Annotated in this window: 15 protein-coding genes and 1 pseudogene; 5 read left to right on the plus strand and 11 right to left on the minus strand. The window is 60.4% G+C overall.

The features are described 5' to 3' along the window. Positions 1-305: pseudogene (locus AC1ECN_RS29535) on the minus strand (polysaccharide deacetylase); the annotation flags it as partial. Between AC1ECN_RS29535 and AC1ECN_RS29540 the strand changes: the two are divergent. From AC1ECN_RS29540 to der, 3 genes are all read left to right on the plus strand, one after another. Beyond that, positions 283-867: an NnrU family protein gene (locus AC1ECN_RS29540; protein WP_018495238.1), complete on the plus strand. Its 585-nt coding sequence runs from the start codon at positions 283-285 to the stop codon at positions 865-867. The pseudogene AC1ECN_RS29535 and the gene AC1ECN_RS29540 sit on opposite strands and share 23 nt — an antisense overlap. 320 nt (positions 868-1,187) lie before the next feature. Further along, complete coding sequence (locus AC1ECN_RS29545) at positions 1,188-1,871, plus strand: tetratricopeptide repeat protein (protein WP_018073889.1); 684 nt, start codon at positions 1,188-1,190, stop codon at positions 1,869-1,871. A gap of 15 nt (positions 1,872-1,886) precedes the next feature. After that, positions 1,887-3,311, plus strand: a complete 1,425-nt coding sequence (gene der / locus AC1ECN_RS29550; protein ID WP_477954942.1) for a ribosome biogenesis GTPase Der — start codon at positions 1,887-1,889, stop codon at positions 3,309-3,311. Between the two features lie 116 nt (positions 3,312-3,427). Here der and AC1ECN_RS29555 read toward each other — a convergent pair whose 3' ends face one another. After that, complete coding sequence (locus AC1ECN_RS29555) at positions 3,428-3,865, minus strand: MarR family winged helix-turn-helix transcriptional regulator (protein ID WP_024319486.1); 438 nt, start codon at positions 3,863-3,865, stop codon at positions 3,428-3,430. A 162-nt stretch (positions 3,866-4,027) separates the two neighbouring features. Between AC1ECN_RS29555 and AC1ECN_RS29560 the strand changes: the two genes are divergently transcribed. Continuing rightward, the gene (locus tag AC1ECN_RS29560) at positions 4,028-5,041 is read left to right on the plus strand and encodes an alpha/beta hydrolase (protein WP_024319487.1); all 1,014 of its coding nucleotides are present in this window, start codon (positions 4,028-4,030) and stop codon (positions 5,039-5,041) included. 6 nt (positions 5,042-5,047) lie between these two features. Here the strand turns inward: AC1ECN_RS29560 and AC1ECN_RS29565 are convergent, their stop codons facing one another. Further along, the gene (locus AC1ECN_RS29565; protein ID WP_024319488.1) at positions 5,048-6,229 is read right to left on the minus strand and encodes a glycosyltransferase family 4 protein; all 1,182 of its coding nucleotides are present in this window, start codon (positions 6,227-6,229) and stop codon (positions 5,048-5,050) included. A 245-nt stretch (positions 6,230-6,474) separates the two neighbouring features. Continuing rightward, positions 6,475-7,515 (minus strand): glutamine synthetase beta-grasp domain-containing protein, encoded by a 1,041-nt coding sequence (locus tag AC1ECN_RS29570; RefSeq protein ID WP_017965408.1) that lies wholly within the window; start codon positions 7,513-7,515, stop codon positions 6,475-6,477. A gap of 432 nt (positions 7,516-7,947) precedes the next feature. On the opposite strand from AC1ECN_RS29570, the gene gstI reads away from it, so the two are divergent. Continuing rightward, on the plus strand, positions 7,948-8,139 hold the full coding sequence (gene gstI / locus AC1ECN_RS29575; protein WP_024319489.1) for a glutamine synthetase translation inhibitor GstI: 192 nt from the start codon (positions 7,948-7,950) through the stop codon (positions 8,137-8,139). A 121-nt stretch (positions 8,140-8,260) separates the two neighbouring features. Here gstI and AC1ECN_RS29580 read toward each other — a convergent pair whose 3' ends face one another. The 7 genes from AC1ECN_RS29580 to AC1ECN_RS29610 all read right to left on the minus strand — a co-directional run bounded on the left by AC1ECN_RS29580 (position 8,261) and on the right by AC1ECN_RS29610 (position 15,356). After that, the gene (locus AC1ECN_RS29580) at positions 8,261-9,181 is read right to left on the minus strand and encodes a sugar kinase (protein ID WP_477954944.1); all 921 of its coding nucleotides are present in this window, start codon (positions 9,179-9,181) and stop codon (positions 8,261-8,263) included. 230 nt (positions 9,182-9,411) lie between these two features. Beyond that, positions 9,412-9,753: a hypothetical protein gene (locus AC1ECN_RS29585; RefSeq protein WP_018073896.1), complete on the minus strand. Its 342-nt coding sequence runs from the start codon at positions 9,751-9,753 to the stop codon at positions 9,412-9,414. Positions 9,754-9,917: 164 nt separating this feature from the next. After that, the gene (locus tag AC1ECN_RS29590; protein ID WP_024319490.1) at positions 9,918-10,904 is read right to left on the minus strand and encodes an ABC transporter ATP-binding protein; all 987 of its coding nucleotides are present in this window, start codon (positions 10,902-10,904) and stop codon (positions 9,918-9,920) included. Next, on the minus strand, positions 10,897-11,889 hold the full coding sequence (locus tag AC1ECN_RS29595; protein WP_024319491.1) for an ABC transporter ATP-binding protein: 993 nt from the start codon (positions 11,887-11,889) through the stop codon (positions 10,897-10,899). Before AC1ECN_RS29595 ends, AC1ECN_RS29590 begins: the two co-directional genes overlap by 8 nt. Next, entirely contained in the window at positions 11,890-12,807 is a 918-nt protein-coding gene (locus tag AC1ECN_RS29600; protein ID WP_018481514.1) for an ABC transporter permease, read from the minus strand. It abuts the gene before it with no gap. Next, on the minus strand, positions 12,804-13,727 hold the full coding sequence (locus AC1ECN_RS29605) for an ABC transporter permease subunit (RefSeq protein WP_012758514.1): 924 nt from the start codon (positions 13,725-13,727) through the stop codon (positions 12,804-12,806). Before AC1ECN_RS29605 ends, AC1ECN_RS29600 begins: the two co-directional genes overlap by 4 nt. 48 nt (positions 13,728-13,775) lie before the next feature. Beyond that, positions 13,776-15,356 carry a peptide ABC transporter substrate-binding protein gene (locus tag AC1ECN_RS29610; RefSeq protein ID WP_024319492.1) on the minus strand — a complete coding sequence of 527 codons (1,581 nt, stop codon included), beginning with the start codon at positions 15,354-15,356 and terminating at the stop codon, positions 13,776-13,778. Positions 15,357-15,563 lie beyond the last annotated feature (207 nt).

Here is a 15,563-nt window from a genome sequence, read left to right on the forward strand (position 1 = left end):
CCGTTTTTCGCCGCCATCTCGCGACTCTTCAACCAGAGCGCATTGTCGTGGGCACCGTCGAAGGAAATGATGACGAGCTGTTTCGGCCGGTCGGCCGCCTCTGCCATTGCCGGAATGAGGAGCGAAACAGAAAGGCAGGCGGAGAGGAGGGAACGAGACATGGGCACCGCGACAATTTGTTCGCGGTTTCCCTCCGACAGAATTGCGGCGAAGCTGCGGTCGCGCTGGCATTTTTTCGCGCCAGCCGGTAAGCCATGACAAACGGCACAGAAGGGATCCGCAATGACATTGCTTATCGTCGGCATCATACTTTTCCTTGGGGTGCATTTGGTGCGGGTGCTGTTGCCGGACTTTCGCCGCTCGATGATCGCAAGCCTCGGCGAGAAGGGCTGGCGGGCGGCCTATTCCATTGCCAGCATCGCCACGCTGATCCTGTTAATCTACGGCTTCGGGCAGGCGCGGCAGGTGACCGGAATACTCTACAATCCACCGGTCTGGACGGCGCATATAGCAATTACGCTGATGCTGATCGCGATGATCTGTCTCGTCGCCTCGCTGCTGCCGGCGGGGCATATCGCGACGAAGACCAAACATCCGATGGTGCTGTCGGTGAAGATCTGGGCGCTGGCGCACCTGCTCGCCAATGGCGAGACATCGTCGGTTCTGCTGTTTGCCGCCTTTCTCGCCTGGGGCGTCATCCTGCGCATTTCCTTGAAACGGCGGCAGCGGGCGGGCGAGATCACGCTCCGGCCGTTCGTCTCGGCCAAATACGACCTCTATGCGATCGTCATGGGCATCGTCGTCTGGGCGCTGATCATCTGGAAGCTGCACGAATGGTTGATCGGGGTTTCGCCGCTCGTCATGTGACCGACGCATAACCCCGAAAATCGATTCCGATTTTCGGAAAGGATTATACGCGGATTCAAAGTGTTAGAGCGTCCTGTTGGACGCGGGGCGCTCTAGAGCGGTTCAGCTTTTCACGGAAGCTCAGAACCGCTCTAACCTTTTGTTTCTATGCAATTCCCGGCAAAAGCGCTTCGCGCTTTGCGTGGGAAAACCGCTTCGCACTTTTCCTGGAATTGCTCTAATCTTTCACATCCCCCTTACAACCGCTGCAAAATGGAGTAGAAGGCCCGACAATATGCGTTTTGCATGGTGTATGGGTATTTCCGCGGCCGGAGACGAGAATGGCATTCAACGACGACAGCTTCATCCGTGAAGTCAATGAGGAATTGCGGTCCGACCAGATGAAGGGCGTCTGGCGCCGGTTCGGCCGCTATATCATCGTCGTAGCTATTCTGATCGTCGCCGGCACAGCCGGCAAGGTTCTCTACGACTATTGGGACGACAACCGTTCCTCCGGCACCGGCGACCAGTTCCTGGCGGCGATGAAGCTTGCCGACGAAAACAAGAACGACGAGGCGCTGGCCGCGCTCGACAAGCTCGAGAAGGAAGGCCATGGCGCCTATCCGGTGCTGGCACGCATGCGGGCCGCGACGGTCCAGGTGCAGAAGGGCGATACTGCTGCCGCGATCGCCGCCTTCAACGAGATCGGCAAGGACAACGGCGTTCCGGCCGCCGTGCGCGATGCCGCCAAGATGCGTGCCGGCTGGCTGCTCATCGAGAACGGCGCTTACGAGCAGGTTTCGGCCGCGATCGAGGAGATGGCCGTTCCGGGCAACGCCTTCCGTCATTCGGCGCGCGAGGCACTCGGCCTTGCCGCTTACAAAGCCGGCAACATGGCGCAGGCGCGGCAGTGGTTCCAGTCGATCGTCGACGATACCGACAGCCCGCGCAATGTTGCCAATCGCGCCCATATGATGCTTGATCTGATTACCGCATCCGGCAAGGCGCCCGCCGCTCAGGGCTGAGCTTAAGGAAAAAGAATGAGTTTCACGGTCGCCATCGTCGGTCGTCCGAATGTCGGCAAGTCGACACTTTTCAACCGGCTGGTGGGCAAGAAGCTGGCGCTTGTCGATGACACGCCAGGTGTAACCCGCGACCGCCGGCCGGGCGATGCGCGGCTGATGGGCCTGACTTTCACGATCATCGACACGGCTGGTCTGGAAGAGGCCGACGCGGAGAGCCTGCAGGGCCGGATGCGGGCGCAGACGGAAGCGGCGATCGACGAGGCGGATCTTTCGCTCTTCGTCGTTGACGCCAAGAGCGGATTGACGCCCGTCGATACCGACCTTGCCGAAATGCTGCGCCGGCGCGGCAAGCCGGTGGTGCTCGTTGCCAACAAATCCGAGGCACGCGGCTCCGATAGCGGTTTCTACGACGCCTATACGCTCGGGCTCGGCGAGCCGACGCCGATTTCGGCCGAACATGGGCAGGGCATGCTCGACCTGCGTGACGCCATCGTTGCGGCAATCGGCGAGGACCGAGCCTATCCCGCCAAGGAGGATGTCGCCGTCACTGACGTCGACATTCCGCAGACCGAAGGCGAGGGCAGTGACGAGKACGAGGAGCCGACCTATGATGAGACGAAGCCGCTCAGAGTGGCGATCGTCGGCCGGCCGAATGCCGGCAAGTCAACACTGATCAATCGCTTCCTCGGCGAGGATCGGCTTTTGACCGGGCCGGAGGCAGGCATCACCCGTGACTCCATTTCGGTCGAATGGGACTGGCGCGGCCGCACCATCAAGATGTTCGATACGGCAGGCATGCGCCGTAAGGCGCGGGTGATCGAGAAGCTGGAGAAGCTTTCGGTTGCCGATGCGCTGCGCGCCATCCGCTTCGCCGAAACCGTCGTCATCGTCTTCGACGCGACGATCCCCTTCGAGAAGCAGGACCTGCAGATCGTCGACCTGGTGCTGCGTGAAGGCCGTGCCGCTGTGCTCGCCTTCAACAAGTGGGACATGATCGAAGATCGGCAGGCGGTGCTTGCCGACTTGCGCGAAAAGACCGACCGGCTGCTGCCGCAGGCGCGCGGCATCCGCGCCGTGCCGATCTCCGGCCAGACCGGCTGGGGGCTCGACAAGCTGATGCAGTCGATCATCGACACGGACAGGGTCTGGAACAAGCGCATCTCGACAGCGCGGCTCAACCGCTGGCTGGAGACGCAGCAGATCCAGCATCCGCCACCGGCCGTTTCCGGCCGCCGCATCAAGCTGAAATACATGACGCAGGTCAAGGCTCGCCCGCCAGCCTTCATGATCTCCTGCACCCGGTCGGATGCGCTGCCGGAATCCTATACACGCTATCTGATCAACGGGTTGCGCGCCGATTTCGACATGCCGAGCGTGCCGATCCGCATCCATTTCCGCTCGCCTGAAAATCCGTTCGAAGGCAAGAAGAGGCGGACGTAGGCGGGGAGCTTGCACTGATTGGTGGGGCATTGCGCACGCGTCGTGGAGCCCCCCTCTGCCCTGCCCGCCAGGGCAGAAGAGGTGTATCACAGGCACTGTGATAGCTATCTGGCAATCTAAGCCACGTTTTTGTTCAGCGCTTCACGCAGTGCCACGATCTCGGCCTGGAGGCGGGTGAGGTCGACTTCATCGCGACCGCTGGCAGCGGCGATGCAACCCGGGATGCCGATCGCCATTTCCTTCAGGCGAATGCCTTCTTCGCTCAGGCGGATGACGACGACGCGTTCGTCCTCCCGGCTGCGTTCGCGTTCGACATAACCTGCGGTTTCAAGGCGTTTGAGCAGCGGGGTCAGCGTGCTCGATTCCAGGAAGAGCTTTTCACCCAAGCCGCCGACGGTCTGGCCGTCCTGCTCCCAGAGCGAAACCATCGCCAGATATTGCGGATAGGTGAGGCCGAGCGTGTCGAGCAGCGGTTTGTAGACGCGATTCATTGCGTGGCTTGCCGTATAGACGGCGAAGCAGATGAAATTGTCGAGCTTCAGTTGATCCTGCATGAGCATATCTCCAAAACCAATCAAATATATATCGTGCGATAAATAATCGTAGGCGCTTTTTATGCATGGCAGCTATGCGGAAATTTAATTTGCACGACAAACAATCGTGCACGATATAAAAGCCGTGTTCGCGACGAACATCGAAACCGAGAGGACAAGACAATGTCGACCATCAAGACCGCAGTTTCCGCAGCAGCACTGCTCGCAGCCTCCGCCGTTGGCGCGCTTGCTGATCCGGTACTCGAACCGACAACGCAGAAGTTCATCGACGGGCTTGCCGGCGGCAAGCCGATCTACACGCTGTCGCCGGTCGATGCCCGCAATGTCCTGGCCGGCGCGCAGAAGGGTGACGTGAAGAAGCTTGCCGCCCAGGAAGAAGACAGGGTCATCAAGGCTGGCCCGACAGGCAGCATCAAGTTGCGCATTGTCCGCTCGGAACATGCCAAGGGTACGCTGCCGGTCATTCTTTATTTCCATGGTGGTGGCTGGGTGCTGGGCGATGCCGATACGCATGACCGGCTGGTGCGCGAGATCGCCAACGGCGCCGATGCCGCCGTGGTCTTCGTCGACTACGAGCGCTCGCCGGAAGCCCGCTATCCCGTTGCCATCGAGCAGGCCTATGCTGCGACCAAATATGTCGCCGAACATGCCAAGGAGTTCAAGGTCGATGCCTCCAGGCTCGCCGTCGCAGGTGATAGCGTCGGCGGCAACATGGCGGCGGCGGTGACGCTGCTTGCCAAGGAACGCGGCGGTCCTGCCATCGATCAGCAGGTGCTGTTCTACCCCGTCACCGACGCCAATTTCGACAATGGTTCCTACAACCAGTTCGCCGATGGCCCGTGGCTGACGAAGGAAGCGATGAAATGGTTCTGGAACGCCTATCTGCCTGATGAAGCCAAGCGCAAGGAGCCGACGGCCTCACCGCTGCAGGCGTCGCTGGAGCAGTTGAACGGCCTGCCGTCAGCGCTTATCATCGTTGACGAGAACGACGTGCTGCGTGACGAGGGCGAGGCCTATGCCCGCAAGCTCAGCCAGGCTGGCGTCAAGGTCACGTCGATGCGTTATAACGGCACGATCCACGATTTCGTGCTGCTGAACGCCATTGCTGAAACGCCTGCCGCGCGCAGCGCGATTGCGGTCGCGAACGACACGCTTCGCAGCGCGCTTCACAAGTAAAATCAATCAGTCTGCAGACTGGAGAGGCCCGGCGGTTTCGCCGGGCTTTCTGCTTCTAGGAAGCGACTTGGCATACTGCCAAGCCTTCCGCCATTTCGGCGTGATGACGCCATTGGCGGCGCGGATATTGTTGATGAACTGCAGCGTCGCCGCTTCCCAGGAATATTGCATGGCGAGTTCGCGCGCCTTGCCGCGCGAGGCGGAGAGGGCAGCAAGGCAGGCGGCCTGCAGGTTCTGGTCGAGCGCGCCGACTTCGCTATCCTCGCCGATGATATCGAGCGGGCCGGTGACCGGATAGGCTGCAACGGGCACGCCCGATGCCAGTGCTTCGAGGATGGTGTTGCCGAAGGTGTCGGTGAGCGAGGGAAAGACGAAGACGTCGGCCTGAGCATAGGTTTTCGCCAGATCCTCGCCGAGCTGCACGCCGGCGAAGATGACGTCGGGATATTGTTTTTCCAGTTCGGCGCGGGCCGGACCGTCGCCAACGACGACCTTGGAACCCGGCAGGTCGAGATCGAGGAAGGCCGGCAGGTTCTTTTCCAGCGCCACGCGGCCGACGGTCATGAAGATTGGGCGCGCCAAGCCGAACGGGTTTTCCTCGAGCGCCATCGGACGGAACTGGGTGGCGTCGATGCCGCGGCTCCAGGGCATGAGGTTGCGGATGCCCTTTTCCGACAGTTCGCGGGCAAGGCTCGGTGTCGCCACCATGCAGCCGGCGCCGCCATTATGGAACCAGCGGACGAAGGAGTAGAGCCAGCTCTTCGGTATCGGCAGGCGCGCGGAAACGTATTCCGGGAAGCGGGTGTGGTAGCTCGTCGAAAACGGCATGCGGTTCTTCAGGCACCAACGGCGGGCGGTCAGCCCCAGAGGACCTTCAGTGGCGATATGCACGTAGGAGGGATTGTGCTTTTCAATCTCGCGGGCGATGCGGCGGTAATTGGCGATCGACAGGCGGATCTCAGGATAGGTCGGGCAGGGGATGCTGTTGAAGCGCTCCGGCGTCACCATCGAAACCTCGACGCCCATCTTCGCCAGTTCGCGGTTGGTGTTCTCGATCGAACGCACGACGCCGTTGACCTGCGGGTGCCAGGCATCGGTGACGATCACCAGCCTCTCGGGCAGGTTTCCGGCGGCAGCGGCATTGGCCCAGCTCTCGCCGCTATAAGTGTTTGCCGGACGTTGCAGCATGTCACGATTTCCATCCGCGTCGCAGTGATATGCCAACGCTCAACCCCAAAGCGGGGTTCCGGAACGGCGATTCCCGCTTCTCTATTTTGAGGCATGACCATGATGGAAATATTACAGCCCATATTGCAAGGATTGCAGGGCTTTCGCCTGACCGATCGCCCCGATTATGTCGGTAGCCGGCGGCGGTTTTCACACGGAAAAAAGAAAGTCACGGCGCCGGTCCAGGACCGGCGCCGTTCGGGAGGTCAGGCGGCAGCAGAAGCCGAGCTTGCAGTCGGAACTTCCGAGATCGTCTTCAGAACCTGCGAAGCGATCTGGTAGGGGTCGCCTTGCGAGTTCGGGCGGCGATCTTCCAGATAGCCCTTGTAGTCGTTCTTGATGAAGGAGTGCGGCACGCGGATCGAAGCACCACGGTCGGCAACGCCGTAGGAGAACTTGTTCCACGGAGCAGTCTCGTGCTTGCCGGTCAGGCGCTTGTCGTTATCGGGGCCGTAGACCGCGATGTGGTCCATCAGGTTCTTGTCGAACTGCGCCATCAGCGCTTCGAAATATTCCTTGCCGCCGACTTCGCGCAGGTACTTGGTCGAGAAGTTGCAATGCATGCCCGAGCCGTTCCAGTCGGTGTCGCCGAGCGGCTTGCAATGATACTCGATGTCGATGCCATACTTTTCGGTCAGGCGCTGCAGGAGGTAGCGTGCCATCCAGATCTGGTCGGCGGCCTTCTTGGAGCCCTTGCCGAAAATCTGGAATTCCCACTGACCCTTGGCCACTTCGGCATTGATGCCTTCGTGGTTGATGCCGGCAGCGAGGCAGAGGTCGAGGTGCTCTTCGACGATTTCGCGGGCGACATCGCCGACGTTCGAGTAGCCGACGCCGGTGTAATAAGGACCCTGCGGAGCCGGGTAGCCCTGCTCAGGGAAGCCGAGCGGACGGCCGTTCTGGTAGAAGAAATACTCCTGCTCAAAGCCGAACCAGGCATCTTCGTCGTCGAGGATGGTGGCGCGGGCATTCGATGCGTGCGGCGTGACGCCATCCGGCATCATGACTTCGCACATGACGAGAGCGCCGTTGGTGCGGGCCGGATCGGGGTAAATGGCGACGGGCTTCAGCACGCAGTCAGAGCTGCGGCCCTCGGCCTGCATGGTCGACGAACCGTCGAAGCCCCACAGCGGAAGCTGTTCCAGCGTCGGGAATTCATCGAATTCCTTGATCTGCGTCTTGCCACGCAGGTTCGGTACCGGTGTGTACCCATCGAGCCAAATGTACTCGAGCTTAAATTTTGTCATCGCGACTCTCTCAGTGCTACAAAGGTGAGCAAATCCGGAGGCAATCTCGGCGCGCAAGCGCATCCGATCGCCAGGGATGACGCTTTAAAAGCACGTAGCGTGCCAGTTTTGGCGCCACGCGAAAGAAAAATCGCGAATCAGCATACCGACCGATTTTTCCCCTTTTGGAAAATCGGGCTGTTTTTAACGCTCGCAGGCGGTATCGCCCATCAAAACGCACTTTTCCCGTCTGGAACCGGATGAAAATTGCGGCGTTAAGCTGAAATGATGAAGTGTTAAACAAATTGGCGGAAGCTTTTGGTCGAGACAGCATGCCGACCGGCTACAATTGCAACATTGCTCTTATTTTGTGCAATTTGCATAAACTATGTGCATTATGCTATGGTAGCGGTCCTGAAATGTTGATGCGCCGAGCTGAATGGAGGCGATCTCATGCCCACCGGTTTCCACCGTGAATCCGCAACGATCTACCAGTTTCCCGTCAAGGCGATACGCACCGCCAACCGGTTCGAACGCGCCCGCCTGATGGAGCGCGAGGCAGCCGAAGTCTGCGATGCAGCGCTCGACAGCTGCTGGTACCATGACGAGGCGGTTCGCGAATCCGACCGGCCGACGAAGTCCTGATTTCCCCTGGTCGCACAACCCTGAAATCGGAATCGATTTCGGGGAGGAACAGCGGAGCAAGCGATGTCGACAAGGCGGGGAGCGCCTGCGCATCGCGTTCGTACTGTGTCAGCATGTGTGGCTAGCCGCCATCCAATCCAAGCTTCTCTTTCACCACCAGTGCACCATGTTCGCTGACGACGCGGGCAGCGACCTTTGCTGCGAAACGGGCGGCGGCAGGCGCATCGCCTGCTTCGAGATATCGTGCGAGAAAGGCGCCGTTGAAGCTGTCGCCGGCGCTGGTCGTGTCGACCACCTTCTTCACCTTTTCGGCCGGAACGAAGGTTTGCTCGCCGGCAAAATTCAGCGTGACACCGTCAGCGCCGTTCTTGACGACGATATCAACGGCACCCAGTGCACGGTAGCGATGGATCGTTGCCTCGATGGAATCGTCGCCGAAATGGGCGGCCTCGTCGTCGAAGCTCGGCATGACGACCACGGAGGAGCGGGCGCCTTCGCTGATCGTCGTGTGCATCACGTCGTAGCTCGACCAGAGGCGCGGGCGGATGTTCGGGTCGAAGACGACGAGCTTGCCGGCGGCCTTGGCGCGACGGACTTCGGCGAGCAGCGTCTCGGCATCCTCATGCGGCAGGATGGCAAGGGTGATGCCGGAGAAATAGATGACGGCAGCGCTTTCCACCGCCTCGCGCAGACTGTCCGGATCGGCGGCCAGGCTGCGGGCCGCCGAGCTGTCGCGCCAGTAGCTGAAGGAGCGTTCGCCATTCTTCAGGTTGATCATATAGAGACCGGGCGTCCTGCCCTTGATGYGGCGGATGAGGCTCGTGCCGATACCTGATGTGTCGATGAAGGCCAGCATTTCATCCGACATGGCGTCGTCACCGAGGGCGGTGAAATAGTCGACCGACCAGTCGGCGGCAAGGCAGGCGCGGGCATACCAGGCGGTGTTGAAGGTATCGCCGGCAAAGCCCTTGCGCAGCAGGCCGTCGCCTGCTTGCGAGAGTTCCACCATGCATTCACCGATCGATAGAAACCGTCTGCTCACCTTGTCCTCCCGGCATTAGAGCGCCGAGCGTCGAACAGGACGCGCTAAGGACGCTCTATCACTTTGAATTGGCGCACAATCCTTTCCGAAAATCGATCCCGATTTTCGGAAAGGATTGTGCGCCGGTCTTCATTCGCTGATACGCGGAGCCGGACGAAGTGACAAGCGTCGATATCACGAGAGATGAAGGCCCGCCCTTCACGGACGATGCGAAGGCGGGCTCTTAATACCTATTCGTGGATAGTGTAGCTGCCCATCGCGCAAAGATCCTGCGTATCTTCGGTGGTTGCGAGGTTTGAGCCCTCCTCGAATTCGAAGCGCATGTCATATTTGCAGACGGTGCGGCCATCGGCGATGGTGATGTCCATGCTTTCACCAGGATTGAGAACGTCGTCGCCGAAGACGTCTTCTTCCCATTCGTCGACGCCGGTCGGCGAGCTGTAGAAGCGCGCCAGGACGGAGTTCGTTCCATTGGTGAGCTTGAAGCTTAGATCTTCTGCATGCGACGAACCGGCGGAGGCGGCGATCATCGTGGCGGCGAGTGCGATCAAAACTGATATCTTCGATTTCATATATGCGTTCCCCTGGCTTGCGATTAGGCCAAAATGGGATAGCACGCGCTCATAAAATCTTTCTTATTGGGGAATTTAGACCCAAAAATAGTCCACTTCGTCCCGAGAACGGATGGCGCATCAGATATTCAAGGCGAAGACCGCTTGCGCGGCCTTCGTTTCGCTCATGGCCTGTCCATATGATAACAGGCAGCCGTCTGGCCGGGGCGGACCTGCTCGGTCGGCGGCATTTCGGTGCGACAGATGTCGGTCGCCTTCCAGCATCGCGGCGAGAAGACGCAGCCTTTCGGCGGGTTGAGCGGCGAGGGCGGGTCGCCCTGCAGGCGGATGCGCGTGCGCAGCCGTGCAAGTTTCGGATCCGGGATCGGCGCGGCGGAAAACAGCGCCTGCGTATAGGGATGGGCCGGGTGATCGAAGACGGTGGCGCAATCACCGGCTTCCACCACCCTGCCGAGATAGAGCACCAGCACATCGTCGGATATCAGGCGCACGACGGAGAGGTCGTGGCTGATGAAGATCAGCGTCAGGCCGAATTCCTTGCGMAGCTTGCGCAGAAGCGTGATCACCTGTCCCTGGATCGAGACATCGAGGGCCGAAACCGGCTCATCACAGATGATCAGCTTGGGTTTGGTGACGACCGCGCGAGCGATGCCGATGCGCTGCGCCTGGCCGCCGGAGAATTCGTGCGGATAGCGGTTGATCATCTCCGGCACTAGGCCGACGGCGGTCATGATCTCGCGAACGCGCTCGGTGCGCTCTGCCCTGGAGAGTTTGGGCTCGAAGACCGTGAGCGGCTCGGCGATGATGTCTCCAACCGTCATGCGCGGGTCGAGCGAGGCGATCGGGTCCTGGAAGATGATCTGCATGTCGCGGCGAGCAGCGCGCATTTCCTCGTCCGACAGGTCGAGAAGATTGCGGCCCTGCCAGAGGATGCGGCCCTTCTGAGATTTCAACAGCCGCAAGATGGAGCGGCCGAGCGTGGACTTGCCGCAGCCGGATTCGCCGACGACGCCGAGCGTTCGACCTTCGCTGAGGTCGAAGCTGACATTGTTGACGGCGGTCAGGAAGACCGGCGGCTTGAAGAGGCCCTTGGCCGGCAGTTCGAACTGGGTCGTCAGGTTCTCGACCCTCAGAAGCGATCGATCAGCCATGGTTCAGCAACTCCTCACGACGCGGGAACGGATGGTAGCAGGCGGCGCAGTGGTGCGGTGCCAGCGTTTCGAGCAATGGCGGACGGTCGATGCAATCGTCCTGGACTTGCGAACAGCGCGGCGAGAAATTGCAGCCCTTCGGTAGGTGTTGCAGGTTCGGCGGACGGCCGGGGATGACGACGAGATCGTCGACATCCTGGTCCGGCCGCGGGATCGAGGCATGCAGTGCTGCGGTATAGGGATGGGCTGGGTTGTCGAAGAGTTCGTCGACAGGCGCCTCCTCGACGATGCGGCCGGCATACATGACGGCGACCCGGTCGGCGAGGCCGGCAACGACGCCGAGATCGTGGGTGATCATAATCAGCGCCGTGTTCATCTCCGCCGTCAGGTCATTGAAGAGATCGAGGATCTGCGCCTGAATGGTGACGTCGAGCGCTGTCGTCGGCTCGTCGGCGATCAATAACTTCGGCCGGGTGAGCAGTGCCATGGCGATGACGATGCGCTGGCGCATGCCGCCGGAGAGCTCGTGCGGATAGAGATGGAAGCGCCGTGTGGGATCGGGGATGCCGACACGTTTGAGCATGTCGAGGGCCGCAGTGGATGCGGCGCGTGCGGTCAGCCCGCCGTGAACCTCGAGCTGTTCCGTCAACTGCCGGGAGATCTTCAGCGATGGATTGAGGGCGGTCATCGGGTCCTGGAAGACCATGGCCATGTCCTTGCCACGGATCTGGTCGAGCTCGCGCGGTTTCAGCGCCAGCACGTCCTTGCCTTCGAGCAGTGCCTGTCCCGTTGTTTTGCCGTTCTTGGCAAGCAGGCCCATGATGCCGAGGAAGGTCTGGCTCTTGCCGGAACCGGACTCGCCGACGATGGCGATGCGTTCGCCGCGCCTGACCGTCAGGCTCATGTTGGAGACGGCTTTCACCTCTCCATCCGGCGTTTTGAAGGTGATCGAGTAGTCTTTGAGTTCGAGGAGGGTATCCGCCATTTAACGATCCTTCGGGTCGAACGCGTCGCGCAGGCCGTCGCCGATGAAGAGCAGGCTGAGCAGTAGGGCCACGAGGAAGCTTGCCGGGAAGACCAGCAGCCACGGCATGCTTTCCATGGCATCGGTTCCTTCGGCGATCAGCGTGCCGAGCGAGGTCAGCGGTTCCTGCACGCCGAAGCCGAGATAGGAAAGGAAGCTTTCGGTGGCGATGATCTCAGGCACGGTCAACGCCGCGAAAATCACCACCGGGCCGACGAGGTTCGGGATGATGTGCTTGATGATGATCTTGAACGGCCGCTGACCGGATGCGCGGGCTGCCTCGATGAATTCGCGATGCTTGATCGACAGCGTCTGGCCGCGCACGATGCGGGCCATGGTCAACCACTCCAGCGCGCCGATCGCGGCAAAGAGCAGATAGACGTTGCGGCCGAAGATCACCATCAGCAGGATGACGAAGAGGATATAGGGAAGCGCATACATGATATCGACGAAGCGCATCATGATCGCATCCAGCCTGCCGCCAATATAGCCCGATACTGCGCCGTAGAGCACGCCGATGAAGACGGAGACGACGGTTGCCGTCAGCGCCACGGCAAGCGAGACGCGGGTGCCGTAAAGGACGCGGGCGAGAAGGTCGCGGCCGTTCGGGTCGGTGCCGAAATAGTGGCCGGTTTCGATCGAGGGCGGTATGCGGAAGGCCGCCCAATCCGGGTCCTCGTAGTTGAAGGGAATGAACCAGGGGCCGATGAAGGCGACGAGGATCAAAAGCGTCAGGACAACGACCGACAGGACCGCCGCCTTGTTGCGCCCGAGGCGGCGCAAGGCATCCTTGGTGAGCGAGCGGCTTTCGGGCGCAAGGCCTTCCGCGGCCAGCAGTTCCTGCGCGAGCAGCTCACGCTTTGCGGGGTTGAGGATCATCTGTTTCTCACTTTCGGATCGAGCCACGCATAGGCGATATCGACGAGAAGGTTCAGGAACACGATAAGCACCATGTAGAAGATGACCGTGCCAAGAACCATGCCGTAATCGCGGTTCAGCGCTGCGTTGACGAAATAGCGGCCGATGCCGGGCAATCCGAAGATGCTCTCGACAACCAGCGAGCCGGTGAGAAGGTAACTTGCCGCTGGACCCAGATAGGAGACCACAGGCATCAGCGCAGGCTTCAGCGCATGGCGCATGACCGTCAGCCGGGGGCCGATGCCTTTGGCCTTGGCGGTGCGGATAAAGTTCTGGTTCATCACCTCGATCATCGAGCCGCGCGTGATGCGCGAGATACGGCCGGCATGCGGCAGCGCCAGAACGACGATCGGCAGGATGAGGTATTTGATCGAGCCGTCACCCCAGCCGCCGACCGGAAACCACGCGAGATGGATGCCGAAGACGAGCTGCAGGATGGGCGCGATCAGGAAGTTCGGCAGCACGACACCCACCAGGATGAGCGCGCCCAGAATATAATCCGGTGCCTTGTTCTGATAGAGCGCCCCGAGACAGCCGACGGCCACGCCGACAATAATGGCAATCAGGAAGGCAGCCGTACCGATGGTGAAGGTGTAGGGCAGACCGATCATGATCTGCTGGGCGACGGTGAAATCCTCGCTGGCGAAGGAGGGTCCAAGGTCGCCCCGGAGCAGGTCACCGACATAGATCAGGTACTGCTGGATGAGCGGCTTGTCGAGATTGTAGTGGATTGCAAGGTTCTTCAGGATCACCGGCGGCAATGGCCTTTCGCCATCGAAAGGGCCGCCGGGGGCAAGGCGCAAAACAAAAAACGAGGCTGTCACGGCGATCCACATGACGGGGATCGTCGACAGCAGGCGACGGAGGGCGTATTTGATCATGGTCGTGGGCCGGTCCTTTCCGCAATGCGCGGAAAGGACCGTTTTCCCTTACTCTTTCATCGACAGCCAGCGGGTGCGGTGGATGTCCTGAATGTTGTCGACGAAGCCTTCGATCTTCGGCGAAACGACATTTTTCGAGACGTAGTAGTAGATCGGCAGGGCGGCCGATTCATCGAGCGCCAACTGTTCGGCCTTCTTGAAGATCGCGGCACGCTTGGTGAGATCGGTCTCGGCGTTGCCTTCCTTGATCATCTTGTCGTACTCGGGATTCGACCAGCGGCCGTAGTTCATCTGGACGCCTGTCACCAGGAGGTTCAGGAAGTTGTCCGGATCGTTATAGTCGGCGAGCCAGCCGGCGCGGCCGATTTCGACCTGGCCACGCTGCATCTGGTCGTAATGCACTTTGGTTTCGGCGTTGACGAGCTCGACATCGACGCCGAGCGGCTTCCACATGGAAGCGATGGCGACGGCGATGCGCTTGTGGTTGTCGTTGGTGTTGTAGCTCAGCACCGCGTGGAGTGGCTTATCCGGGCCGAAGCCGGCTTCGGTCAGAAGCTTCTTGGCTTCTGCTACCTTCTCGCTATAGGGCAGATCCTTCCAGCTGACATAGGCCGGCTCGCCGTAATTCGCCGTGCCCGGCGGCACCCAGGAATAGGCCGGCAGTTCGCCGGTGCCGAGGATCTGCGGGCCGATGACTTCGCGGTTGATCGCCATGGAGAGAGCCTGGCGGACGCGCTTGTCGCTGAAGGGCGGCTTCTGCGAATTGACGACGTAATAATAGAGGCCGGAGAAGGGCGCGACATGCGCCTGGCCTGGCAGGTTCTTCTTCATCCACTCGTACTGGTCGGTCGGGAAGTCTGTGAGGATGTCGAACTCGCCGGCGCGGTAACGCTTCAGCGCGGCTTCCTGATCCTCAAGCACGAAGAACTTCGCGCCGTCGATCTTCAGGTCCTTGGTGTCGTACCACTGGTCGTTCTTGACAGTCGTGACATGCGAGCCCGGAACCCACTCGACCGGCTTGTAAGGGCCGTTGGTGACGATGTTGCCGATCTTGACCCAATCCTGACCCTTCGCCTCGACGACATGCTTCGGCAGCGGATAGGCGGTGTAATGCATCAAGGCATTGAGGAAATAAGGGGTCGAGTTTTCGAGCGTGATTTCGAGGGTCTTGTCGTCGATCGCCTTGACGCCGAGTTCGTTGAGATCGGTGATCTCACCCTTGTTGATCTTTTCGGCGTTCTTGATGGTGAACTGGAGATAAGCGTAGTCGGCGGCGTTCTTAGGGTCGACGAGGCGCTGGAAGGCGAAGACGAAGTCTCCTGCCGTTACCGGCTGGCCATCGGACCACTTGATGCCGTCGCGAAGCTTGAAGGTGTAGACCTTGCCGTCAGGCGATATCGTCCAGCTTTCCGCCTGGCCGGGGATCGGATTATCCTTGGCGTCCTCAGTGACGAGGCCTTCGAAAATGTCGCCGGCGATACGATTTTCCCAGTCCCCGGAAAGCTTCTGCGGATCGAGCGACTGCGGGTCGCCACCATTGTGAATGTTGAGCGTGGCCGCATGGGCCGAAAACGCCAGCAATGTGCCAAGCATTGCGGAGGCGAGAAATTTTTTCGCGAAATGGTTCATGGTGGGCCCACCTTTCTAGGCTTTTCGCCTTTATTAGACATTTGTTCCCGGTGTTTGACCTCTTACGTGCAGGTCAGCGCGCACATTATCGCAAAGGCTTTGCGTTGCAACCCCAAATCCGGAGGGTGGAAAGGGGTTGTGGACAAGCCTATATACGTCTCCCCCTTGTCGGATCGCGACGATGTGCCGCGACATCAGCCACGCACT

This window comes from Rhizobium sp. 01N447_2 (assembly GCF_056399245.1).